The sequence below is a fragment of the Ochrobactrum sp. C6C9 genome (genome assembly GCF_022627935.1).
Taxonomy (GTDB): Bacteria; Pseudomonadota; Alphaproteobacteria; order Rhizobiales; family Rhizobiaceae; genus Brucella; species Brucella teleogrylli.
Map to the genome: position 1 here is coordinate 40,721 of NZ_JABXGB010000011.1, position 23,866 is coordinate 64,586.

Below are 23,866 nucleotides of genomic sequence, written 5' to 3' on the forward strand. Positions count from 1 at the left end.
CGGCCAATGTCAGTAACTGCGGGCATCAACCAGTCCGCAGCAGCTTAAAAATTCCCGATGAAGCAACAGGATGCCTTGCATCCCAATCGCAATCCACAAACCGGATGATCCGGATTTAACAGGAGTTTTTCATGAGAACGGTCCTGAAAGCAGCAATGGTACTCGGTCTTACCGTGGCCCCTGCATCCGCCGACGAACTGACGGTGCTTACCGCCGGTGACCAGAACATGGTCGATTACGTCAACCAGTATCTCGGACCATTGTTCGAGAAGGAAAATCCGGGCACGACCGTGCGCGTTGTCGGCACCGGCCCGGGCGATGCCGGTTCGCAGAAGATTCTCGAGCGTTTCGAAGCCCAGTCCAAGGCGGATGTCGAAAAATGGGATACGGACGTTGCCGTCATCCATGAAAAATTCGCCGGGCCGATGGTCACCGGCAAATTCCTTGAGAATTATCGCGGCAAGATCGAAACCGGCAAGCTGGTAACCCGCGGCAATGCCAAGATGGCGCTCGGCACCAATGTCGACGGCTATGTCATGCCGATGTTCAACAGCCAGACCGCGCTTGCCTATAATCCCGCACTCGTCGCCACACCGCCCAAGAGCTATGATGAGCTTGTCGCCTGGGCCAAGGAAAATCCGAAGCAGTTCGGCTATAACGGCATCAAGGGCGGTGCTTCGGGCGTCAGCTTCGTCATGGGCTGGATTTATGCCTATGGCGGCGATGCGAACAAGCTTCAGCAGGGACCGTTTGAAGAAGGCGAAGCCAAGAATTGGGACAAGGCTTTTGCATCGCTGAAGGAGTTCACCAAGAACGCGACCCTGACGCCGGGCAATGCCGGAACGCTCGACATGCTAAGCCGTGGCGAAATCGCCATGGGTCCGGTCTGGGTGGATATGTTCTATTCATGGAAGGCCAATGGCCAGTTGCCGCCGGAAATGAAGCTTGTTCTGCCTGAGCCGGGCATGCCGGGCCAGCCGATGCATTATGTGATCCCGGAAAAGAGTGCGAATAAAGAACTGGCCGAAAAGTTCGTCGCGCTGGCAACCAGCCCGAAGGTTCAGGCCGAAGGCATTGTGAAGCGCTTCAACTGGTATCCGGGCATTGACGCCGATAACGTCAAATCGGAACTCGATGCCGACACCTGGAACAAGCTTTTCACCGATATCTCGTCAGATGATCTGGGCAAGTTCGGCAAGTCCTTCCCGATTGCGCCGTACAACACCGCCATTCTCGAAGCCTACGAACGTCAAGTTGGCAACTGATAACCGCGTTGCCGGATGCGCCGCCGCAGGCGCATCCGGCATTCCATCGTTTTCATGAGGTCTCGAATGTCGCCAAGACTGACGGGTTTACTGCTGGTCGCGCCTGCATTGGCAATCGTCGTGGTATTGTTCATCGTGCCGCTGTTCGGCGCCCTCACCGGAGCATTTTATGTGTCCGGGCAATGGGGTTTCGGCAATTTTACCAAGACATTCGAGCTTTATTCAAGCGACATTCTGTTCACATTGCTGATCGTCGTGCTGTCGTCGGCGCTGATAGCGCTGCTTTCCATCGTGATCAGCGGTTACCTGACGCTCGGCTCCAATCCGCGCGCTGTCGCGGTCCTGCGGTGGCTCTATCGCTGGCCCTTGTTCATTCCCTTTATCGTCGTCGGACAGATTTTGCGGACCTTTCTCGCCAAGAACGGTCTGATGAACAGCCTGCTGATCGAAACCGGCATATTGACGCCGTTGCAGGCGATGAGCTTTCTTGACTGGCGCGGCATTACCATCGCTTTCGTCTGGAAACAGACCCCGTTCGTCACCCTGCTGCTGGCAGGCGCTATGGCTTCGCTCGACAGAAGCACCATTGAATCCGCCCGCAATCTGGGCGCAGGACGCCTGCGTATCCTGATCGAGATTGTTCTGCCACAGGTGCGCCAGACGCTTCTTGTGGGGCTTATCTTAAGCTTCGTGACCATGATGTCGGTCCTGTCCGTACCGCTGATGATCAACGCGCAATCACCCACCATGATTACCGCCAATATGGCCTTCCGCATCAATGCCTATGGCGATTACGGTGTCGCCAATGCGCTTGGCACGATTTCGCTGCTGATGACCAGTCTGGTGGCGTGGATCTATCTGCGCCAGACCATGAAGGAGCACGGCAAATGAGCACCACCTTCGACTGGCGCTGGATACCGCGCGGCATCATACTCGGCCTTCTGGCCTTCGCGATTTTCGGCCCGCTGGCCAACCTCCTCCTGTGGGCTGTGGCGGAACGTTGGTATTTTCCACACACACTGCCGCTGCAATACGGTTTCTCCTTCTGGGCGAATGTGTTTTCGCCGCGCGGCAATGCCTTGTCGTCGCTTGGAACCAGTGTTCTCATCGCGATCCTGACCGTGATCGTCTCGCTTGGTCTGGCCATTCCAGCGGGCTATGCGCTGGCAAGGCTGAAACTGCCGTTTCGTGGCCTGATCCTGCTGACGCTCCTGATCCCGCAAGCCTTTCCCAACCTCCCGGTCTATGTGAACATCGCGCAAATGTTCTATTCGTTCGGCCTCAACGGCACGATCATCGGCGTGGTGTTGGTGCATGTCACGCATGGTCTGGTCTATGCGGTCTGGATTGCAACCGCTGCCTTCTCGGCCATCGACAGCGAGCTTGAAGAAGCCGCGCGTTCCATGGGCGCTTCCGCGATGAAAACCTTCTTCGACATCACATTGCCAATCGCCGCACCGGGGCTGCTGGCAAGCGCAATCTTCGTTTTCCTCGAATCGCTGGATGAATTTACCGGGACCTATTTCGTGGGCGCACCGGACATTTCCACCCTGCCGCTCTTGCTCTATACGGCAAGCTCTGGCGGCAACTATCAGATTGCATCAATCAGCGCTTTGATACTGCTTGTGCCGTCGATTGCATTCATGTTCGTTGTGGAGCGCTTTCTTCGCGCCGATGTTCTTTCGAAAGTGGGGCGCTAGAAATGGCTCAGCAGGATCAGGACGCCAGTGGTGGCCCGCGCTTCATCAGCGCGCATGAAGTGGCGCAGGAAGCAGGCGTTTCGCGCTCCGCCGTCTCGCGCACCTTCACGCCCGGCGCGAGCGTCTCGGCTGCAACCCGCGAGAAAGTGCTGAAAGCCGCCGACAAGCTTGGCTATCAGGTCAATGATCTTGCTCGCGGTCTTCTCGCCCACCGCAGCCGTATCGTCGGCATGATCGCCGCCGATCCCGACAGCCCTTTTCGTGCCCGCCAGATCGCCACCCTTTCCCGACGTCTTGCGGCGCGCGGCAATGTGCCGGTTTTGATCCCCACCGGTCAGCATGGCGAGAACCTTTCTGCCGCCCACGAGGCGCTGTTGCGCTATCGTGCGGAAGCGACGGTGGTTTTGTCGGGCATGCCTTCCTCGTCCTTCGTCGAACTGGCGCAGCGAAATGGCCAACCGCTCATTCTCGTGGGCCGGACCGAGGCCGGGGCAGACCGCGTCCACGCCAACAACAAACTCGCAGCAGAAACGGCGGTCGATGTTTTTACTGCGCGGGGTTTAAAAAAGCTTGGCCTGATTACATCAAGCGTCGGCAGTCCGAGCCTTGTGGAACGAGAGCAAGCATTTGTAGCCAAGGCGGCCAGTATGGGCCTGCCGGTGGTCGTGCAGCGCGGTGAACTGACGGACTATGACAGCGGGTTCGCCGCCGGTTCGCTGCTTCTTGGCGATAAGGATCGGGTTGAAGCCGTGCTTTGCGTCAATGATCTGATGGCGTTTGGCCTGATGGACTGCGCGCGCGATGTCTATAATCTCAGCATTCCGGAGGACCTTTCGATCATCGGTTTCGATAATGTGGCCGAGGCGCGCTGGGGCGCATATCGTCTGACGACATTCGATCAGAATGCGGAGCGCCTTTCGGCGGAAATCGTTCGCCTGCTCGATGAACGACAAAGCGCACCCAATGAGCCGCCGCAGACGATTATCCTGGACATGCCGCTCATTCTGCGCGGTAGTGTGCGGCCACTGAAAACCGACCATGCGACCAAGGGCGCAAAGGGTGCCTGACCCATGACATTTCATTCCGTCTGGCTGCGCCCGTCGCGTGGCGACCTCCAGTTTCTCGAAACGATAGTTCGCGATCTGGCGCTTCGCTTTGATACACCAGTTTTCGAACCGCATGCGACCTTGATCCCCGATATGGAACGTTCGGCTGAAGAGCTTCAACCGCTGGTTCTCAGCCTTGCGATAGGGCGCAAGCCGCTCGATATCAAGATCGACGGTATAACTACAACGGAAGCGTATTTCCGTTCGTTCTATGCCGAATTGGAGAAAACGCCGCCGCTGATGAATTTGAAGCGAGATACAATCGGCATTTCGGGCATGGACGATCTCGCAAGTTTCGTCCCGCATGTGTCTCTTGCCTATGGCGTTCATGAAACGCCGGAGAAACGCGTCGAAATGAAACGTCTTTCAGATGCACTGTCCGGTCGTAGTCTTCGTTTTGATCGCATGGTCATTGTCAGTTCGTCCAGCATGACCCCAATCGACCAGTGGATCGTCAAGAATGAGATTTATCTGGCCGGATAACAGAAAGCCCGGTCAAAACCGGGCTTTTCATAGTCAGCATTAGAGCGCATCCCGAAAAGTGTGAAACGGTTTTCGGAAAAGATGCGCGTTAAAACAAAGAATTAGAGCGCCGATCTGATCCAATCACATCGAACCGCGCTCTATTGAGCGCGATCAGAGCGGGCGCGGATTGTTGCGGTAAACTTCCGCAATATCAGCCAGCACTTCGTCCGACAGTTTCAGCTCATGGGCCGCGATATCCGTCTTTAGCTGCTCAACAGTCGTGGCCCCGATGATGACCGAGGTCATGAACGGGCGGGTCAACGAGAAGGCAATGCCCATCTGGGCGATATCGAGGCCATGCTTCCTGGCAACATCGATATAAGCACGCACCACCGGTTCCGAATGGGAATTGTCACGCCACAGGCCGCCATCGGTGACCGCCGCGCGTGAACCGGCTGGCACATTGCCGCCAAGATATTTGCCCGTCAGCACGCCTGCGGCGAGTGTCGAATAGGCCAGCAGTCCGATATCTTCCGCCAAAGACACTTCAGCCATGTCGTAATCATAGTGGCGCTGCAACAGACCATATTCGTTCTGGATCGACGCCATGCGCGGCAGACCGTGTTCCTCAGCCAGACGCAGCCAGCGCATCGTTCCCCATGCGGTTTCGTTGGAAAGACCGACATGACGGATCTTGCCTTCGCGAACCATATCGTCGAGGCCGAGCAAAGTGTCATGCATATGCTGCAATTCCGACTTCGCATCGTTCTTGGTGAAATCAAAATTCCACCCCTGTCCGAAATGATAATGCGAGCGCATCGGCCAATGGATCTGGTAAAGATCGATGTGATCGGTCTGAAGGCGCTTCAGGCTGTTCTCAACCGCCTCGCGCACACTGGCGCGGCTTGGGCGGGCGCCGCCGCGAATCCACTCCTGACGACCGCCGCCCGCAATTTTGCTGGCGAGAATGACCTTGTCGCGCTTGCCCGATTTCTTGAACCAGTTGCCGATATAGGTCTCGGTCTTGCCGTAGCTTTCAGCGCTCATCGGAATGGCATAGCCTTCCGCCGTGTCGATGAAGTTGATGCCTGCATCGACAGCAATATCCAGCTGTTCGTGGGCGTCGGCTTCGGTGTTCTGCACACCCCAGGTCATGGTTCCGAGGCAAATTTCAGTGACAGAGAGGCCGGTGCGGCCCAGGGAATTCTTTTTCACGAGGATTTTCCGGATCAATTGGTCCGCAGAACTGCGGAATAATGTGAGGGGTGAATTGATAGCCCCGCTTCGTCGCCTCTGACAAGCCTGTCACAAAATATTCAACGATTACAGGAAGCGTTCTGCCGAATAAGGCGTCGGATCGATATAGGTTTTCTCGCCTGTCATCATTTCAGCGATGAGGCGTCCGCTTGCAGGGCCCAGCGTCAGGCCATGATGGGCGTGGCCGAAATCGAACCACAATCCCTTGTGGCGCGGTGCCGGACCAATCACCGGTCGCATGTCTGGTAGGCATGGGCGCAGACCAAGCCATGGCGTGCTGTCCACCGGCTCTCCAAGCTGCGGCACCAGACGCCGCGCAATCTTCTCCGTCTTTCCAAGCTGGATACGATTGGCCGCAGCCGAGGGCGAAGCGAATTCGATGCCGGTGGTCAGCCGTACACCCTGCACCATCGGCGCCAAAACGTAACCGGCTTCCTCATCCACCACTGTATGGCCCAGTCGCGTATTGTTGCGCATTGCGAAATGCAGGTGATGGCCGCGTTTGATGCCCAGCGGAATGGGATAGCCGAAGCGGCGGAAAATGAGCCCCGACTGAGGCCCAAGCGCCACGACAACCTCACGCGCCTTAACCGGCCCTTCCCGCGTCGTCACCTGCCAGTTGTCGCCATTCTGCGCCAGCGTTGACGCGTCGCCATGTACAAATCTGCCGCCGCGATTGATGAATAGATCGGCGTAGGCCCGCACAAGTCCAGCCGGATTGACCACCGATTTGGGATCGAGCCAGTGAATGGCACCCGCAACCTCGCCCAGAGCGGTTTCGCGTGCGCGCAAGGCTCCGGCATCCAGAATGTCATAGGCCAGATTAAAACGCTGTAAATTGGGTAGACGACGCACCGCGGCATCAAAAGCGGATTGGTTGCGGTAAACCTGCATCCAGCCCTGTTTGCGAATGAGCTTTTCGCAGCCCGCCTCTGCAATCAGAGCATCATGCTCATGCACGCTTGCTTCGATCAGCGGCAGCATGGCCTGCGCGGCAATCTCCAGACGTTCCGGCGACGATTCCCGCCAGTAACGGTAAAGCCAGCGCGCCATCCGCGGAACATAAAGCGGAGAATAGCGCACATCGGTACGGCGATTGGTGGCGTAGCGCAGAAGCTTCCCAAAACCCTGCGGAAAGGAATAGGGAATGACGCTGGAGCGTTCGATCAGGCCGGCATTGCCGAAACTCGTTCCCTGCCCCGGCTCTGCCTTGTCGATCAGACAGACGGAACGTCCGCGCGCCTGCAAATGAAGCGCAGCCGAAACGCCGACAATGCCAGCGCCTAGAACGATAATATCCTGATTTTGCATCGGTATTTCCGGCATTCTCATTACAATACGCGCCAGCGTTTAGCTGGCGCGTTTCTGCTTGCAGCAAAGTCTGCTGCTGGTCGGGATCAATAAATGTCGAAGTCGAAATATTTCTTCACGATGGTGGCATAGGTGCCGTCATCGCGGATTTTCTTGATCGCGGCATTCAGCTGTTCGCGCAGATCGTTGTCTTCCTGCCGGACGGCAATACCGGCTGCGGTCTGCGTTCCCGGCACGTCTCCGAGCAGCTTGCAGCAATCAGCGCCATCAGCCTTAAGCCAATCCACGAGCGGGAACTTGTCCGACACGACGGCATCCAGACGACCGCTCTTGAGATCGGCATTGGCTTCGTCGGCGGTCGGGTAAAGTTTGGCTTCGGCACCACCCTTTGCATAAACGTCTTCGGCATAGGTTGCCTGCGTCGTGGAAGCCTGCGCGCCGATGGTCTTGCCCTTCAACGCTTCAACGTCAACCGAAGTGATCGCGCTGTCCTTCGGAACGGCGACTGCGAGCGGCGTGGAATAATATTTGTCCGTGAATGCGACCTGCTTCTTGCGCTCTTCGGTGATGCTCATGGAAGCGAGAACAGCGTCGAACTTATTCGACTTCAGGCCGGGGATCATGCCGTCCCAGTCATTGGCGACAATCGTGCACTTGGCTTGCATGGCAGCGCAGAGCGCTTTTCCAATTTCAACGTCCATCCCCTGAAGGGAGCCGTCAGCAGCAACGAAGTTGAAGGGCGGATAAGCGCCTTCCGTCGCGATGCGAATTTCCTTCCATTCCTTTGCCTGCGCCGGAATAACGGCGGCCACAGTGGAAAGGCCAGCAAAAAGGCCCGCGGCAAGGATAGATTTCAGCATGATGGTTTCCCCTTAAATGCTTATTTTGTTGACTGCTTTTTAGTTCGTCCGACAGAAATTCGCTGTTTAGTGCAGCGCGCGAACCTCATCGGCTTCAGTTTGACTGAAGCACCGGATGCCGCCAACATCAAGTAGCCTTTTGGCGGCATCCGATGATATTTTAAGATCAATAGATGTCGAAATCGAAGTACTTCTTGCGGATCGTGTCGTAGGTGCCGTTTTCGCGGATCTTCTTGATCGCGGCATTGAACTGCTCGCGCAGATCGTCATCGCCCTTGCGCAGCGCCACGGCGATTTTGGTTTCGGAACCCGGAATGTCGCCGAGGAACTTGCAGCAATCCGCGCCCTGCTTCTTCAGCCAGTCGGCAGCGAGGAACTTGTCGGCTGCAATCGCATCGACGCGACCGCTTTCCAGATCGGCATTGGCTTCGTCGGCGGTCGGATAGAGCTTCACGTCAGCGCCAGCCTTGCCATAAACGTCATCGGCATAATTGCCCTGCGTGGTGCCAGCCTGTGCGCCGATGGTCTTGCCATCAAATGCCGACGGTTCAAGCGAAGTGAGGTCCGTATCCTTGGGCACGACGACCGCAAGCGGCGTCGTGTAATAGCGCTCGGTAAAGGCAACCTGCTGTTCGCGTTCCGGCGTGATGGCCATCGATGCGATCACTGCGTCGAACTTGTTGGCCTGCAGGCCGGGGATCATGCCATCCCAATCATTGGCGACGACCGTGCACTTGACTTCCATGGCTTCGCACAGAGCATTGGCGATATCGAGATCGAAGCCAACGAGCTTGCCTTCTGGCGACATGTAATTGAACGGAGGATATGCGCCCTCGCTGGCGATACGGATTTCCTTCCATTCCTTGGCCTGAACGGGCAAGGCGAGGACGACAGTGGCCAGACCGGCCAGCAAAACTGATTTCAACATGATTTCCCTGTTTCATAGTCCTGTGCAATTCCGGCTGTTGACCGGAGTGCCGTTGCATGAGGCGAGAGTTCGCCCGTTTCTCAAAGCCCCGGTGGCAAGCCCCCTTGGCCAAAAGCACGAAAGGGCTCACTGCGCTGACACGCAGTGAGCCCAAGTTCATCAGCCCAGAAAAATCAGGCAACCAGACGCGTGGAATGGTCGTCCTGTGCATAGGCCTTGCCGAAGCGGTTCGCGAGGAATGCTTCCAGCGTGATGTCTTCCTGACGAATGAAGCCTTTCTGCGGCAGGTCGCCCTTGGCCAGCATGTCGAGCACCGCGCAAATGGCCGAAGCCGTGGTGATCTGGATGCCGGAACGGACGATCTTGCCAACCTGCGCAGCATAAACCTTGTTTGCGTAGGTTTCTTGAACCAGACGGCCATTCTTGGTGCCGGAAACGGTCACGAAGATCACGACAACGTCCTGAAGCGTAGTCGGTAGCGCGTTTTCGAAGATGTCCTTCAGAACTTCGCGGCGATGACGCAGGCCGAGATCGTTCAGAAGCGCCTTCATAAGCGCAACGTGGCCCGGATAGCGAATGGTGCGGTAGTTGAGGGTGCGCACCTTGCCTTCCAGTGTTTCGCACAGCGTGCCGAGTCCGCCCGAGGTGTTGAACGCTTCATAGGTCACGCCGTCGAGCGAGAATTCTTCACGTTCTTCCAGCGCTGGAACTTCCGACAGTTCGCCGTCCACGATGGCTTCGCAAGGCTCGATATATTCGTTGATGACGCCGTCGGTGCTCCAGGTCAGGTTGTAGTTGAGCGCATTGGACGGATATTGCGGCAGAGCGCCGACGCGCATGCGAACGCTATCGAGCTTGTCGAAACGCTTGGCCAGATCATAAGCGACGATGGAGATGAAGCCCGGGGCAAGGCCACACTGCGGGATGAAAGCCGTCTTGGCGTCCTGGGCCAGTTCCTTCACGCGGCGCGTGCTGGCAACGTCTTCGGTCAGATCGAGATAGTGAACGCCTGCCTTGGCAGCGGCTTCGGCGATGCGGGTGGTCAGGTGGAACGGAGCGGCGCTCAGCACGGCAAACTTGCCGGTAAGGGCAGCTTCAAGCGCCTTGGCGTCTTCAATGTCGAGCGCCTGCGTCTTGACTGCGGCACCGGATTCCAGCGCGTCGAGCTGTGCCTGCGAACGATCGACGACGGTGACGTCATACTCACCTGTGGAAGCCAGAAGATCGGCAATGGTTGCACCGATTTTACCTGCGCCGACGACAACGATCTGTTTCATTTTGTTTTCCCCTTGGCCTTTCTGGTCCCACTGGAATGCAATTCGATATGCAAGAATCGCATAGTCTTATGCAAAAAGAAGCGTATGAACCGACGATCTGACGTTGTTTCTTTGCACATTATGCCGTAATAATTATGCATTATGCCGACAAATGCAGACCTGAACCTCATCGCCCTCCTTCGTGAAAACGCGCGCGCTTCCACAGCCGAGCTCGCCCGACGCCTGGGCGTCTCGCGAACAACTGTGCAAAGCCGCATCGAAAAGCTGGAAAAGCAGGGCGTCATCGAGGGCTATACCGTTCGAATCGCACCGGAATTCGAGCGCGATCTGGTGCGCGCCCATGTGCTAGTGACAGCACTGCCCAAACTAGCGCCAAAGGTTGAAACCGCGCTGCGCGGCATGATGACGGTCAGAACGCTCCATTCCGTCAGCGGTCATTTCGATATGATTGTCGTGGTTGAAGCGCCCTCTATTCAGGAACTGGACGCAGTTCTCGACAGGATCGGCGCGCTTGAAGGCGTGGAACGCACCATGTCGTCCATTGTGCTTTCCACGCGCATCGACCGATAAGCGCATAGCCTTCGAGCGTCAGTCCTTCGAACTGCCTTCCCAGCCCGCATAGAAAACGCCGTTCTGCTTTTCCATGAAAGCAGTGACTGCCTCGATTTCATCCGGCTCGATGGATGTGCTGACCAGGGTTGCCAGTATCTCCACGGTTTTCGGGTTGCGATCAGTGATCTCCACGTCGCTGACCGGATACTTCGCGTCTTCCAGCCGTTCGACCAGCAATTCGCGCAGTTCCTCCATCCCGTCATGAGAAGCGATGACGCGCACTTCGTAAGTTTGCTCCAAAGCGCGTTCATGGATCGGGATGCGGCTGATGAGATTGACGAGGTGACGCAGAAGCGTGTTGCCGAACAGGATAAAAACCGTGAGCAACGCAGCTTCGGCAACCATGTCGGTTCCCGCAAATGCGCCCACTGCTGCCGAGCACCAGAGCGTCGCGGCAGTGTTGAGGCCGCGCACATTCATGCCCTCTTTCATGATGACGCCTGCGCCCAGAAAGCCGATACCCGAAATGACATAGGCAATTACACGCGTGGATTCCGGCGCCCCGGCAATACGTACCGCAAGGTCGACGAAAGCGGCAGCGCCGAGCGCCACCAGAGCATTGGTGCGCAGTCCTGCGGTCCGCTGCCGATACTGGCGTTCCGCGCCGATCAGCGTGCCGAAAATGAATGCTGCGGTCAGGCTGACGACCGTATCCAGAAAAGGAAAGAGATCAAATGTCTTTAAAAACTGCATGGCAAAAAGTCCTTATTTGCCGGGCATATAATACAGTTTCTTGAAACGAATATGACGGCGCACCGGGGTACGCCGTCATAGAATTAAAACAGCTGTTTTGACTGTTAGTACAGAAGGCGCGCGCGAATGGTGCCGGGAATTTCGCGCATGGCGTTCAGAATGTCGTCGCTGGCCTCGCCGACGCCGTCAGCTTCCATCACGAGATAGCCCACTTCGCCATCCGTCTGCAGAAACTGGCTGGCGATGTTGATGCCATGCGTGGAGAAAATGTTCATCAGGCTGTTGAGGATGCCGGGACGGTTTTCATGCACATGCATGAAGCGCGTGCCGGTCGGGCGCGGCGGAAGCTGAACCTGCGGGAAGTTCACGGCGCCCAGCGTCGAGCCAACATCGGAATATTCGATCAGCTTGCGCGTCACTTCGATGCCGATGCGCTCCTGCGCTTCTTCCGTCGAACCGCCAATATGCGGCGTCAGAATGACATTCTCGATGCCCTGAATCGGTGAAACGAACTTGTCGTTGTTGGAAGCAGGCTCGACCGGGAAAACGTCGATTGCCGCACCGGCAAGATGGCCTTCCTGAAGAACTTTTGCCAGCGCATCCAGATCGACAACCGTGCCCCGCGCATTGTTGATGAGGAAGGCGCCCTTCTTCATCTTGCGCAGTCGTGCTTCGGTGATGAGCTTCGACGTGGACTTGTTCGACGGTACATGCAGGCTGACGACATCGGAAATCTTCAGCAATTCGTCGAGTGTCGCCGTTGGCTTCACATTGCCGTATTGCAGCTTGTCGGATGTGTCGTAGTAGCGAACGGTCATGCCGAGGCTTTCGGCCAGATTGCCGACCTGCGAGCCAATATTGCCGTATCCGATAATGCCGAGCGTCTTGCCGCGCACTTCGCGGCTGCCGGTCGCAGTCTTATCCCAGCCGCCGGCATGAGCCGATACCGACCGCGGGAAAATGCGACGCATCAGCATGATGATCTCGCCGATCACCAATTCTGCAACCGAGCGCGTATTGGAAAACGGCGCGTTGAAAACCGGAATGCCGCGCTTGCGGGCCGCTTTCAGATCGACCTGATTGGTGCCGACGGAAAAGCAGCCGACTGCAACCAGACGGTTCGCTGCGGCGAAGATTTCTTCGGTCAGCTGCGTGCGCGAGCGGATACCGATGATATGCGCATGCGAAATCGCTTCAATCAGATCGGCTTTGTCCAGCGCCTTGGGAAGATGCGTGACATTCGTGTAGCCGGAGGATTTGAAGTATTCAACGGCAGTCGGATTGATGCCTTCGAGAAGAAGAACATTGATGCGATCACGGGCGAAAGAAAGACGTTCGGTCATTGTCAGGGTTTCCAGGCTGGAACAGCAAACGGTCGGATTACGACATGAATGAAGCCAAATCTGTCGTCAATACGATATTTTCGGATATGTCAGCTGCTTGCGCGGTGGGAGGCCGCCAGTTCTTGTTGCGCGGGTGCTTTAACACCGGAGAACCGCCGGGTACAGATATTAACGCTTTCATTCGCAAAAAAGTTGGAGCAGATGCGCTTGCACCCGCTGGCCTTTATTGGGAAGGCTCGATTTTTCTGAATGTCCCGGGGCTTTGCCCGATCCATTTTTGAAAGGCGCGATAGAATGCGCTGGGCTCGCTATAGCCGAGTTCCGCCGCAACTTCCGCAACGGTCAGCCTGTCCTCCTGCAACAGTTGCTGTGCTGTTACGAAGCGCAACTCGTCCTTGATCGTTCCAAAACTCTGCCCTTCGGCTTTCAGCCTGCGCCGCAGCGTCGGGGCGGACATTTTCAACTGTACGGCTATATCTTCGAATGAAGGCCATTCCTGCGCAGGCATCTGACTCAGATGCCCGCGAACCCGTGAGGAAATGTCGTGATCGTGGCGATAGCGGATCAGGATATTGGCCGGAGCCTCACGCAGAAAATTTTCGAGCGCTACGTCGCTGCGAATGATCGGCAAGGCCAGATAGGATGAATCGAAAACCAGTCGCGTTGCGGACTGATCGAACAGCACCGGCGCGCCGAAGAATTTTCGATAATCCTGCCGGTCCACGGGTGCCGGACAGGCGAAATCGAGTGTTCGCAACGGAATGCGCCGCCCCACCAGCCAGCACGCCACGCCCATCAGGATTAGCCAGTAGGCGCGATAGGCGAAGGCTGGGCGCGGCGAACCTGCATCCGTCAGCACGATATGCGCCATGCCGTCGCGAATGCGCAATTCGCCACGCGGATCGTCCAGCACGACATTGAGAAACTGCAAGGCACGGCGCAAGGCACGCTCCAGAGTGCCCGCATGTAAAACGGCATGACAAAGCAGGTTGAAGCTGCCGGGCCGCATCGGGCGTGCGGCCAAACCGAAGAACTCATCATCGATGGTTTCGGCAATCAGCCACCACAGGCGACCGTATTGGATATTCGTGACCGGCTCGGTCAGTCTATCCGGCAAACCGACTGCCGCCATCAATGGCGCGGTATCGATGCCACGCTGGCGCACGCTTTCCAAAGCATCTTCAACGAAGCCGGGTGTGATATTATGGCGTTCCATGGACTGAACTTTATTGCAAAAACGGTCACCAATTAAGACCTCTAATGTCATTGTTTGCAATGATTGAGGGATTAACCTCTTCCTCGCAGCGTTACTAGAGGAGCTTGGCGCTGCCGTGACTAGTCTGGGAGGAATACCGGAATGACTGAAGCGTCTGCTTTCACGCAGCGTGTGCGTTATGATGACGCCGTGGCAAAGTTTGAACTCGATCATGCCATCACACAGCTTGCGGGCCATCCCGACACCGGCCTCAATGCCTGCGTGGAATGCTGCGACCGTTATGTCGGCGAGAACCGGATAGCGCTGCGCGCGATTTCCGCCGACGGCCAGGTGACAGAACTCACCTTTGAAAAATTGCGCGATCTTTCCGCAAAAGTCGGCAACGTGCTGAAGAATGCAGGCGTCAGTGCGGGCGATGTCGTTGCCGGTCTCCTGCCACGCACACCCGAACTTGTTGCAACCATTCTCGGTGCCTGGCGTATCGGCGCTATATATCAGCCGCTCTTCACCGCTTTCGGTCCAAAGGCCATCGAACACCGTCTCAAGACAAGCGATGCAAAACTGGTCGTGACCAATCTTGCCAATCGCAGCAAGCTTGACGAAGTCGAAAATTGCCCGCAGGTCGCAACGATACTTGCGCCCGACGAAACCGCACCTGCCGCTGATATCGATTTCCGCGCAGCGCTCGCCGCTGCCTCCACCGATTGTCCGCCTGTCATGCGCAAGGGTGATGATCTTTTCATGATGATGTCCACCTCCGGCACGGCTGGCCTGCCAAAAGGCGTGCCGGTTCCGCTTTTCGCACTGCTCGCCTTTGGCGCCTATATGCGCGAAGCCGTGGGCCTGCGATCCGACGACATTTTCTGGAATATTGCCGATCCCGGCTGGGCCTATGGGCTTTACTATGCCGTGACGGGCCCACTGCAACTGGGCATCGCCACCACGCTTTACGAAGGCGGTTTCAACGCCGAAAGCACCTACGACATTATCGAACGTCTGGGCGTTACCAGTCTGGCCGGTTCGCCAACCGCCTTTCGCCTGTTGATGGCGGCAGGCCCGGAGGCGGCAGCCCGGATCAAGGGACGTCTGCGCGTGGTTTCCAGTGCGGGCGAGCCACTCAATCCGGAAGTGATCCGCTGGTTCGACGCCAATCTCGGCGCGCCGATCCACGACCATTACGGACAGACGGAACTCGGCATGGTGGTCAACAATCACCACGGTCTTGAACATGCCGTGCGTCAGGGTTCGGCGGGCTATGCCATGCCGGGCTATCGCGTCGCGGTTCTGGATGAGGCCGGAAATGAACTCGGCCCGAACCAGCCGGGTGTTCTCGCCATCGATATCGCAAAATCGCCACTGCTCTGGTTTTTCGGTTATTACAAGCAGGAAACACCAGCCATTGCAGGCGGCTATTACCGCACCGGCGATACGGTGGAATTCGAAGACGACGGTTCCGTCAGCTTCATTGGTCGTGCCGATGATGTCATCACCTCATCCGGCTATCGCATCGGACCGTTCGACGTGGAAAGCGCCCTGCTGGAGCATCCGGCGGTCAATGAGGCGGCGGTCGTCGGCGTTCCTGATCCGCAACGCACCGAAATCGTCAAGGCATTCGTCATTCTGGCACCCGGACAGGAAGGCACGCCCGCGCTTGCCGAAGAACTGGCGCAACATGTGAAGAAACGGCTTTCCGCCCATGCCTATCCGCGCGAGATCGATTTCGTCAGCGAGCTGCCGAAAACGCCAAGCGGAAAAATCCAGCGCTTTCTGCTGCGCAAGGCAGAAATCGACAAACAGCAACAGACAACAGCCTGAGGTACAATTATGCAGATTCAAGATCGGGTATTTCTGATCACCGGCGCGGGCTCAGGTCTCGGCGCGGCTGTGGCCAGGATGGTTGTCGAAGCTGGCGGCAAGGTAGCCCTTCTGGATGTCAACACGGAAGCGGGTGAAGCGGCGGCGAAAGCGCTTGGTGCAGCCGCTATGTTCCAGCGCACCGACGTGACCAGCGAGGCAGATGGACAAGCTGCCATTGCTGCCGCGCTCAAGGCTTTTGGCCGTATCGATGCGCTCGTCAATTGCGCAGGCATTGCGCCGGGCGAAAAGGTGCTAGGCCGCGAAGGTCCACACAAATTCGACAGTTTTGCGCGCACCATTTCGATCAATCTGATCGGAACCTTCAACATGCTGCGGCTGGTAGCCGAAGCCATGGCAAAGAATGAACCGGGCGATGGCGGCGAACGCGGATTGATCATCAACACCGCCTCGGTTGCCGCCTTTGACGGCCAGATCGGACAGGCCGCCTACTCCGCCTCGAAGGGCGGCGTTGCGGCCATGACCTTGCCTGTCGCGCGTGAACTGGCGCGCCACGGCATTCGCGTCATGACGATTGCCCCCGGCATTTTCGAGACACCGATGATGGCAGGCATGCCGCAGGACGTGCAGGACGCGCTCGGCGCATCGGTGCCGTTCCCGTCGCGGCTTGGACGCCCGGCGGAATATGCAGCGCTCGTGCGCCACATTGCGGAAAACCAGATGCTCAACGGCGAAGTCATCCGTCTCGACGGTGCGCTGCGCATGGCTGCGAAATAAATTCACCATCAGGAAGCGAGGAATAATCATGTCCCACAGCGATCCTATTGTCATTGTCGGCGCAACCCGCACCCCCATGGGCGGCTTTCAGGGCGACTTTTCCGGCGCGCAGGCGACCGATCTCGGCGCGGCAGCAATCAGCGGCGCACTGGCCGGTGCGGGTCTGGCACCAGAAGCTGTCGAAGAAGTTTTGATGGGCTGTGTCCTGCCTGCGGGTCAGGGACAGGCCCCGGCGCGGCAGGCTTCGATCAAGGCTGGACTGCCCGTTTCGACCGGGGCTACGACCGTCAACAAAATGTGCGGTTCGGGCATGAAAGCCACCATGCTGGCGCATGATCTGTTGCTGGCCGGTTCGGCGGATGTGATCGTTTCCGGCGGTATGGAAAGCATGACCAACGCGCCCTACCTGCTGTCCAAGGCGCGTGGCGGCTATCGCATGGGCCACGGCCAGATTCTGGATCATATGTTCCTCGACGGTCTTGAGGATGCCTATGACAAGGGCCGCCTGATGGGCACTTTTGCGGAAGATTGCGCGGAAGCCTACCAGTTCACCCGTGAAGCGCAGGACGAGTTCGCCATTGCCTCGCTGACCCGCGCGCAAAAGGCCATCAAGGACGGTCTGTTTGCGGCAGAGATCACACCCGTCACGGTGAAATCCGGTCGCGCCGAGGTGCAGGTTTCGATTGACGAACAGCCCGGCAAGGCGAAGCTCGACAAGATCCCCTCGCTGCGCCCTGCATTCCGCGATGGCGGCACAGTAACGGCGGCCAATTCCTCGTCGATTTCCGATGGCGCTGCGGCGCTCGTCCTGATGCGCGCATCTGAAGCGGAGAAGCGTGGCTTGACCCCGCGCGCGGTGCTGGTTGGTCATGCGACCTATGCCGACAAGCCGAACCTTTTTGCGACCGCGCCTATCGGCGCAATCAGCAAGCTCTCGGAAAAGATCGGCTGGAACCTCAAGGATGTCGATCTGTTCGAGATCAATGAAGCTTTCGCTGTCGTCACGATGGCGGCCATGCGCGATCTCGATCTGGCGCACGACAAGGTCAATATTCATGGCGGCGCTTGCGCGCTCGGCCACCCGATCGGCGCTTCCGGCGCGCGCATTCTGGTGACGCTGCTCGCCGCACTTGAAACGCATGGCCTGAAACGCGGCGTGGCTGGTATCTGCCTCGGCGGCGGCGAAGCCACCTCAATCGGCATTGAAAGGATCGTGTGATGCTTCTGACCGATACGCAGGAGCAGATCCGCGAGGCTGTCCGCGATTACGCGCAGGAGCGTCTGGCACCGGGTGCCGCCCAACGTGACCGCGAACATGCCTTTCCGCGTGCGGAACTGACCGAGATGGGCGAACTTGGCTTTCTCGGCATGCTTGTGCCGGAAGAATGGGGCGGCTCCGACCTCGGCATGGTGGCCTATGCGCTGGCTCTGGAAGAAATCGCGGCAGGCGACGGCGCCTGCTCCACCATCGTTTCGGTGCATTCCTCGGTGGGCTGCGTACCCATCCTGCGCTTCGGGACGGAGGACCAGAAACGCCGCTTTTTGCCGAAAATGGCTTCGGGCGAATGGATCGGCGGCTTTGCTTTGACTGAACCGCAGGCCGGATCCGATGCGTCGGCGCTGAAAACCCGCGCCCGGCTTGATGGCGATCATTATGTGATCGACGGCTCCAAGCAATTCATCACGTCCGGCAAGAATGGCAGTGTGGTGATTGTCTTTGCGGTCACCGATCCCGCTGCGGGCAAGAAGGGCATTTCGGCCTTTATCGTGCCGACCGACACACCAGGCTACGAGGTCATGACGGTCGAACACAAGCTCGGCCAGCATTCATCCGATACCTGCGCGCTGGCTTTCACCAATATGCGCGTGCCACTGGAAAACCGGCTGGGGGCGGAAGGTGAAGGCTATAAAATTGCGCTTGCCAATCTTGAAGGCGGACGCATCGGCATTGCCGCGCAGGCCGTGGGCATGGCGCGCGCCGCTTTCGAAGCAGCCCGCGACTATGCCAAAGAGCGCATCACCTTCGGCAAGCCGATTGCCGAACATCAGGCCGTAGCCTTCCGTCTTGCCGATATGGCGACGAAGATCGAAACGGCCCGCCAGATGGTCCTGCATGCCGCAGCCTTGCGCGAGGCGGGCAAACCCTGCCTGACGGAAGCCTCGATGGCCAAGCTTGTGGCGTCGGAAATGGCAGAGGAAGTCTGTTCCGCCGCCATCCAGATTCACGGCGGCTATGGCTACCTTGCCGATTATCCGGTTGAGCGCATCTATCGCGATGTGCGCGTCTGCCAGATTTATGAAGGCACGAGCGAAGTTCAGCGACTCGTGATTGCGCGCGGGCTTTAAGCCTTCCAAAAACGGTCGTGAATGATCATGCCTGCCGCCATGGCAGCCACGAATAACCAGACCTGCGGCAAGCCGATAGACAAGGCTGCGACCGCAGGTCCCGGGCAGAAGCCGGCCAGTCCCCAGCCGAGACCGAACAACGCCGAGCCAAACAGCAGAGGCCGGTCGATCTGGGTCTTTTCGGGGAGGTGAAAGCTGTCATCCAGCACCGGCTTTGCCAGCTTACGCTGTAGCATTACGCCCGGGATGGCGACCAGAAGAGCGCCGCCGAGCACGAATGCAAGGCTGGGGTCCCAGTGACCGCTTGCGATATTCAAAAAGCCCTGCACCCGTGACGGGTCGATCATGCCTGAAAGCGACAATCCGAACCCGAATAACGCGCCTGTGAAAAGAGCTGCCGCGAGCCGGTAATAAGCGAAACTTTTCATAACAGAACTCCCGCGAGAGTTGCTGCTGCAACACCAGTTATCAGAAAGGTGATTGTTGCAGCGATGGAACGTTTGGAAAAACGGGCCATGCCGAGGATACCGTGGCCAGATGTGCAGCCCGAGCCCATGCGCGTTCCAATGCCGACCAGAAGACCGGCGACGACGATAATCGGCCAGGAAGCCGAAATGGTTGTAGCAGGAAAGCTCCCGAAAAGCGCAGCATAGACCAACGGACCGAGAATGAGGCCAAGAACGAAAGCTGCATTGAGCGCGGCCTGACTTCCGTTCAGCAATCTGCCGACGATACCGCTGATACCGGCAATGCGACCATTGAAAATCAGAAGAAAAATCGCCGCTGCACCGAGAAGCATGCCGCCTGCCAGCGACTGGAGATAGGTCATCATGACAAATCTCCCTTAGGCGCGTCATGACAGAAGATGCCATACAGCGCCTCGATAAGCTGCGCCGCCTTGGTTTCCGTCAGGCGATAGAATATTTGCTTGGCTTCGCGCCGGGTTTCGACGATGCCGGATTCCCGCAGTACACCGAGTTGCTGCGACAGGGTCGGCTGACGAATGCCAAGCCCATGTTCCAATTCACCAACCGAATATTCTTTTTCCGCCAGCGCACAGGCCAGCATCAGACGGGCCGGATGCGACAGGGTGCGCAGCAATTCGGCCACTTCGCCCGCACGATTTTCCATCTGCTGGCGCGACATGACGGCAAGGGTGCCCGTAACACTATCCATGAGGCAACTCCAAATTCAATATACGCTTACATATAATATATATTGATAAAATCAAGTGCGGTATCTGGAGTTCCACAGAGATAAAAATCACCGCCATCCTTACGAATGGCGGTGATCGACTTTGTCAGCCGAGGAATTCCTGCACAGCTGTCAGTTCGGTCTGGCGCAGTTCATGACCGCCCGGATGCCAGACAAGATCGACGTAGGCCTGCTGGCTTTCAAAGTAGTGCGCGAGCGCCTCCGTGAAATCCGGCGGGCAGATCGGGTCCATTCGGCCAGCCGTCATCAGGATTTTCACGCCTTCCAACCCCGGATTATTCGCTGGTTTGAACGGGATAAGCGGATGTAGAAGCACTGCCTTGTCAAATATCCTGCCTTTCTCGATCAGCAGATTGGCCATGATATTGGCCCCGTTTGAATAACCCAAAGCGATCACTTCCGACGGCTGATACTCTTCGACCAGAGCGGCGATAAACGCAGCCATTTTGTCCGTGGCGCGGGCAAGGTCTGGCATGTCATAGACGCCCTCGCCCGTCCGACGGAAGAAGCGGGCGGCACCAAATTCCGACACGTCGCCGCGCGGGGAAACAATGGTCGCCTCCGGCAAAAGCTGTTCGGCCAAACCGAAGAACTGATTTTCATCGCCGCCGGTGCCGTGAAAGACAATGAACAGCGGCGCGCCGACCGCACCGGCCTTCAGCCGGTGCACGTAGGTCTGAATGGTCATAATCTGTCTCCTGCTCGCGCTTAAATCTTGTCGAGATGTTCTTCGAGATAAGCACGAAGATGCTGGTGCTGCGACGGCAGCTTCAGAGCTTCGCCCAAATGCGCGGTGTCTTCGTCGCGATCAAAGCCGGGTTCGTTTGTTGCGACTTCGAACAGAACACCACCCGGTGTCCGGAAGTAGATCGCCCAGAAATAATCGCGGTCGATCACTGGAGTGACATTATAGCCGGTATCCATCAGGGCCTTGCGAACTTCCAGCTGCTTTTCGCGGTTTTCGACCGCGAAGGCGACGTGGTGCACCGAACCTGCTCCCTGCTGGTTACGACCGACAGAAGGCAAGGTCTGAAGATCGATCACACCGGCTCCGTTGCCTTCCGGCATGATGAGACGGGTAATGCCATCCTTCGCGTCCAGTTTCTGATAGCCCATATAGTTGAGCAGTTCCGAAGTCGCGCCCTCGTCACGCAAGCGCATCGAAACCGAATGAAAGCCGCGAATGGCGTGATCGGCATCGATGCCTTCATGCGCCCAAGGCTCGCGCGGATCGTCCTTCACTTCCACCAGAGCGAAGCTGTCGCCATCCGGGCCACGGAAGAAGACGCGCTTTTCGCCAAAAGCTGCATCTTCCGATTCGACCGTGACGGCGGATTGCGCGAAGCGATCCTTCCAGAAACCGAGCGAGCCTTGCGGGACTGCAAAAACGGTTGTTCCCACCTCGCCCGTACCATCGCGACCGCGCTGAATGCCGGGAAAGGGGAAATAGGTCATGACGGTGCCCGGCGTGCCGACTTCATCGCCGTAATAGAGGTGATAAACGCTCGGATCATCGAAGTTCACGGTCTTCTTGACGCGGCGCAATCCCAGCACATCCGTGAAGAACTTGTTGTTCGAACGGGCATCTGCTGCCAGCGACGTAACGTGGTGAAGGCCTTTGATCTGATTAAGCATGGCGATCTCTCCTGTTGTGTTGCAGCAAGATATAATGATCGGAATGCATCTGGATATATTGACAATCATACACAGATTGTCTCCAGATCGAATACAATTGGCTTTCCCTGCCAATAGGTGCTGGACTGAGGCCCCCTACAAGTTTAGCTAACCTTTATCGCAATGACAAAGAAAGGCCTCCCATGGCGTCCGGCTTGTTTGCACTTCTCGATGACGTGGCAGCAATCGCAAAAATGGCGGCGGCCTCTTTGGATGACGTGGCTGGACAAACCGCAAAGGCCAGCGCCAAGGCGGCAGGCATTGTGATTGATGATACGGCGGTGACGCCGAAATATGTCGTTGGTCTGAAGCCGGAACGGGAATTGCCGGTCATCTGGAAAATCACCAAGGGATCGCTGCGCAACAAGCTGATCTTTCTGCTGCCGCTGGCGCTGATCTTCAGCTATTTCGCGCCCGGTCTCATCATGCCGCTTCTGATGATCGGCGGCGCCTATCTCGCATTTGAGGGCACGGAAAAGCTGGTCGAGTTTTTCGTGCCGCATAAGGATGAGGAACAAGCGGAAACAAAGGCCACCACCGCGAAGGAAATTGAAGCGACAACTGTGAGCGGGGCCATCCGAACCGACTTCATCCTGTCAGCGGAGATCATGGCACTCACGCTTGCCGGTCTGCCGCCTTCGAATGTCTATACGCAGGCGGCGATCCTTGTTTGTGTCGCCGTCCTGATCACCTTCGCCGTTTATGGCGTTGTCGGCTTTATCGTCAAGCTCGATGACATGGGTGTCGCGCTTGCCCGCAATGCCCATACCGGTTTTGGTAAGCGGTTCGGCAAGGGTCTGGTTGCGGGTATGCCCATCGTGCTCAAGGTGCTCAGCACCGTAGGCACCGTCGCCATGCTCTGGGTTGGCGGCAGCATCATCGTTCACGGTCTGGCATCGATCGGCGTTCACAGCGTCGAGGAATTCATTCACAACATCGTCGCCCATCTGCCGACCGAAGGCAGCAGCTTCGGCGGCGTTCTGGAGTGGATCGCAACGTCTTTCCTGCAAGCAGTGCTCGCCATCCTGATCGGGGCCGTCATTGTCGGCATCGTACATGTCGTCAAGGCGGTTAAATCCAAGGCCTGATCACGCCAGATAGCGCCTAAACCAGGCGATTGTTCTGTCCCAGGCGAGCTTGGCGGCGGCCTCGTCATAGCGTGGGGTGGAATCATTGTGGAAGCCGTGATTGACGCCCGGATAGATATAGGCCTCGTAGGTCTTGCCGTTCTTTTTCAGCGCTTCTTCATAGGCCGGCCAGCCTTCGTTGATGCGCGTGTCCAACTCGGCATAATGAAGCAAGATTGGCGCCTTGATGCGCGAAACCTCGTCTTTGGGTGCCTGCCGACCATAAAACGGCACGGCAGCGGCCAGTTCGGGAAAGGCGACTGCTGCCGCATTGGCAACGCCACCACCATAGCAGAAGCCGGTGATCCCGACCTTGCCGGTGGTCAGATCGCTTTTCATCATGAAATCGACGGCAGCGAAGAAGTCGTTCATCAGCTTGGTCGGGTCGACCTGCTGCTGCAATTCGCGGCCCTTTTCGTCATTGCCGGGATAGCCGCCGACCGACGTAAGACCATCCGGTGCCAATGCGATGAAACCGGCCTTGGCCACACGGCGCGCGACATCCTCGATATAAGGGTTGAGGCCGCGGTTCTCGTGCACCACCACGACCGCCGGAACCTTGCCCTGCACCTTCGCAGGACGGACAAGATAGGCGCGTACCTGACCGGTGCCCTCCGGTGATGGATAGGTGATGTATTCGGCCAGAATATCAGGATCGGTAAACTCAACCTGCTGCGCCATGGCGTAATCCGGGCTGAGCGATGCCAATATAGCGGTTGCCGTCATCGTGCCGACGGCGAACTTTGCGGCCCGGTCGAGAAACTGGCGTTTGGTGATCTTGCCATGCGCGTAAAAGTCGTAAAGCTCAAGCAGTTCCTGCGGGAAGTCTTTTGCCGTCAAACGTGTCATGGGCAGCGCTCTCCTCTTTCAAGGAGGTCA

25 protein-coding genes are annotated in these 23,866 nt (G+C 57.6%); 11 read left to right on the top strand and 14 right to left on the bottom strand.

What is annotated here, in order from left to right:
* Positions 1 to 131 precede the first annotated feature (131 nt).
* From HWD97_RS10785 to HWD97_RS10805, 5 genes are all read left to right on the top strand, one after another.
* Positions 132 to 1,265: an extracellular solute-binding protein gene (locus tag HWD97_RS10785; protein ID WP_167836082.1), complete on the top strand. Its 1,134-nt coding sequence runs from the start codon at positions 132 to 134 to the stop codon at positions 1,263 to 1,265.
* Between the two features lie 66 nt (positions 1,266 to 1,331).
* Entirely contained in the window at positions 1,332 to 2,156 is an 825-nt protein-coding gene (locus HWD97_RS10790) for an ABC transporter permease (RefSeq protein WP_121538298.1), read from the top strand.
* Positions 2,153 to 2,965 carry an ABC transporter permease gene (locus HWD97_RS10795; RefSeq protein WP_109367324.1) on the top strand — a complete coding sequence of 271 codons (813 nt, stop codon included), beginning with the start codon at positions 2,153 to 2,155 and terminating at the stop codon, positions 2,963 to 2,965. The genes HWD97_RS10790 and HWD97_RS10795 overlap by 4 nt, the downstream gene beginning before the upstream one ends.
* Positions 2,966 to 2,967: 2 nt before the next feature.
* Positions 2,968 to 4,032, top strand: a complete 1,065-nt coding sequence (locus HWD97_RS10800) for a LacI family DNA-binding transcriptional regulator (RefSeq protein ID WP_109367323.1) — start codon at positions 2,968 to 2,970, stop codon at positions 4,030 to 4,032.
* A 3-nt stretch (positions 4,033 to 4,035) separates the two neighbouring features.
* On the top strand, positions 4,036 to 4,554 hold the full coding sequence (locus HWD97_RS10805; RefSeq protein ID WP_109367322.1) for a 2'-5' RNA ligase family protein: 519 nt from the start codon (positions 4,036 to 4,038) through the stop codon (positions 4,552 to 4,554).
* A 153-nt stretch (positions 4,555 to 4,707) separates the two neighbouring features.
* On the opposite strand, the gene HWD97_RS10810 is transcribed toward HWD97_RS10805, so the two are convergent.
* The 5 genes from HWD97_RS10810 to HWD97_RS10830 all read right to left on the bottom strand — a co-directional run bounded on the left by HWD97_RS10810 (position 4,708) and on the right by HWD97_RS10830 (position 10,169).
* Positions 4,708 to 5,751 (bottom strand): aldo/keto reductase, encoded by a 1,044-nt coding sequence (locus HWD97_RS10810; RefSeq protein WP_121538296.1) that lies wholly within the window; start codon positions 5,749 to 5,751, stop codon positions 4,708 to 4,710.
* 108 nt (positions 5,752 to 5,859) lie between these two features.
* Positions 5,860 to 7,110 carry an FAD-binding oxidoreductase gene (locus HWD97_RS10815; protein ID WP_109367982.1) on the bottom strand — a complete coding sequence of 417 codons (1,251 nt, stop codon included), beginning with the start codon at positions 7,108 to 7,110 and terminating at the stop codon, positions 5,860 to 5,862.
* Positions 7,111 to 7,190: 80 nt separating this feature from the next.
* Positions 7,191 to 7,952, bottom strand: coding sequence for an ABC transporter substrate-binding protein (locus HWD97_RS10820; RefSeq protein WP_371830817.1), 762 nt, complete (start codon positions 7,950 to 7,952; stop codon positions 7,191 to 7,193).
* A gap of 178 nt (positions 7,953 to 8,130) precedes the next feature.
* Positions 8,131 to 8,892: an ABC transporter substrate-binding protein gene (locus HWD97_RS10825; protein WP_371835009.1), complete on the bottom strand. Its 762-nt coding sequence runs from the start codon at positions 8,890 to 8,892 to the stop codon at positions 8,131 to 8,133.
* A gap of 173 nt (positions 8,893 to 9,065) precedes the next feature.
* Positions 9,066 to 10,169 (bottom strand): saccharopine dehydrogenase family protein, encoded by a 1,104-nt coding sequence (locus tag HWD97_RS10830; RefSeq protein WP_109367318.1) that lies wholly within the window; start codon positions 10,167 to 10,169, stop codon positions 9,066 to 9,068.
* Between the two features lie 141 nt (positions 10,170 to 10,310).
* Here HWD97_RS10830 and HWD97_RS10835 point away from each other — a divergent pair, with 141 nt between their 5' ends.
* A complete protein-coding gene (locus HWD97_RS10835; RefSeq protein ID WP_078336932.1) occupies positions 10,311 to 10,739 on the top strand; it encodes an Lrp/AsnC family transcriptional regulator in 429 nt (142 codons plus the stop codon).
* An 18-nt stretch (positions 10,740 to 10,757) separates the two neighbouring features.
* Here the strand turns inward: HWD97_RS10835 and HWD97_RS10840 are convergent, their stop codons facing one another.
* The 3 genes from HWD97_RS10840 to HWD97_RS10850 all read right to left on the bottom strand — a co-directional run bounded on the left by HWD97_RS10840 (position 10,758) and on the right by HWD97_RS10850 (position 14,033).
* Complete coding sequence (locus tag HWD97_RS10840; RefSeq protein ID WP_109367317.1) at positions 10,758 to 11,474, bottom strand: MgtC/SapB family protein; 717 nt, start codon at positions 11,472 to 11,474, stop codon at positions 10,758 to 10,760.
* Positions 11,475 to 11,578: 104 nt separating this feature from the next.
* Positions 11,579 to 12,817, bottom strand: a complete 1,239-nt coding sequence (serA, locus tag HWD97_RS10845) for a phosphoglycerate dehydrogenase (protein WP_109367316.1) — start codon at positions 12,815 to 12,817, stop codon at positions 11,579 to 11,581.
* Between the two features lie 223 nt (positions 12,818 to 13,040).
* Entirely contained in the window at positions 13,041 to 14,033 is a 993-nt protein-coding gene (locus HWD97_RS10850; protein WP_109367315.1) for an AraC family transcriptional regulator, read from the bottom strand.
* A 141-nt stretch (positions 14,034 to 14,174) separates the two neighbouring features.
* Between HWD97_RS10850 and HWD97_RS10855 the strand changes: the two genes are divergently transcribed.
* Genes HWD97_RS10855 through HWD97_RS10870 form a run of 4 tightly spaced genes read left to right on the top strand, consistent with a single transcriptional unit; the run spans position 14,175 to position 18,971 of the window.
* Positions 14,175 to 15,848, top strand: a complete 1,674-nt coding sequence (locus HWD97_RS10855) for an acyl-CoA synthetase (protein ID WP_109367314.1) — start codon at positions 14,175 to 14,177, stop codon at positions 15,846 to 15,848.
* Positions 15,849 to 15,857: 9 nt separating this feature from the next.
* A complete protein-coding gene (locus HWD97_RS10860; RefSeq protein ID WP_109367313.1) occupies positions 15,858 to 16,625 on the top strand; it encodes a 3-hydroxyacyl-CoA dehydrogenase in 768 nt (255 codons plus the stop codon).
* Between the two features lie 28 nt (positions 16,626 to 16,653).
* Complete coding sequence (locus HWD97_RS10865; protein WP_109367312.1) at positions 16,654 to 17,844, top strand: acetyl-CoA C-acyltransferase; 1,191 nt, start codon at positions 16,654 to 16,656, stop codon at positions 17,842 to 17,844.
* A complete protein-coding gene (locus HWD97_RS10870; protein ID WP_109367311.1) occupies positions 17,844 to 18,971 on the top strand; it encodes an acyl-CoA dehydrogenase family protein in 1,128 nt (375 codons plus the stop codon). The genes HWD97_RS10865 and HWD97_RS10870 overlap by 1 nt, the downstream gene beginning before the upstream one ends.
* Here HWD97_RS10870 and HWD97_RS10875 read toward each other — a convergent pair.
* The 5 genes from HWD97_RS10875 to HWD97_RS10895 all read right to left on the bottom strand — a co-directional run bounded on the left by HWD97_RS10875 (position 18,968) and on the right by HWD97_RS10895 (position 21,821).
* Positions 18,968 to 19,399 (bottom strand): YeeE/YedE family protein, encoded by a 432-nt coding sequence (locus HWD97_RS10875; protein ID WP_109367310.1) that lies wholly within the window; start codon positions 19,397 to 19,399, stop codon positions 18,968 to 18,970. The genes HWD97_RS10870 and HWD97_RS10875 overlap by 4 nt on opposite strands.
* Complete coding sequence (locus HWD97_RS10880; protein ID WP_109367309.1) at positions 19,396 to 19,803, bottom strand: YeeE/YedE family protein; 408 nt, start codon at positions 19,801 to 19,803, stop codon at positions 19,396 to 19,398. Before HWD97_RS10880 ends, HWD97_RS10875 begins: the two co-directional genes overlap by 4 nt.
* On the bottom strand, positions 19,800 to 20,147 hold the full coding sequence (gene bigR / locus HWD97_RS10885; RefSeq protein WP_109367308.1) for a sulfite-sensing transcriptional repressor BigR: 348 nt from the start codon (positions 20,145 to 20,147) through the stop codon (positions 19,800 to 19,802). Before bigR ends, HWD97_RS10880 begins: the two co-directional genes overlap by 4 nt.
* Positions 20,148 to 20,271: 124 nt before the next feature.
* The gene (locus HWD97_RS10890) at positions 20,272 to 20,874 is read right to left on the bottom strand and encodes an alpha/beta hydrolase (protein WP_109367307.1); all 603 of its coding nucleotides are present in this window, start codon (positions 20,872 to 20,874) and stop codon (positions 20,272 to 20,274) included.
* A 20-nt stretch (positions 20,875 to 20,894) separates the two neighbouring features.
* Positions 20,895 to 21,821 carry a VOC family protein gene (locus HWD97_RS10895; protein WP_109367306.1) on the bottom strand — a complete coding sequence of 309 codons (927 nt, stop codon included), beginning with the start codon at positions 21,819 to 21,821 and terminating at the stop codon, positions 20,895 to 20,897.
* A 182-nt stretch (positions 21,822 to 22,003) separates the two neighbouring features.
* Between HWD97_RS10895 and HWD97_RS10900 the strand changes: the two genes are divergently transcribed.
* Positions 22,004 to 22,948 carry a DUF808 domain-containing protein gene (locus tag HWD97_RS10900; protein ID WP_109367305.1) on the top strand — a complete coding sequence of 315 codons (945 nt, stop codon included), beginning with the start codon at positions 22,004 to 22,006 and terminating at the stop codon, positions 22,946 to 22,948.
* Here the strand turns inward: HWD97_RS10900 and yghX are convergent, their stop codons facing one another.
* The gene (yghX, locus tag HWD97_RS10905) at positions 22,949 to 23,836 is read right to left on the bottom strand and encodes a YghX family hydrolase (RefSeq protein ID WP_121538294.1); all 888 of its coding nucleotides are present in this window, start codon (positions 23,834 to 23,836) and stop codon (positions 22,949 to 22,951) included. It lies immediately after the preceding gene.
* Positions 23,837 to 23,866: the final 30 nt, after the last annotated feature.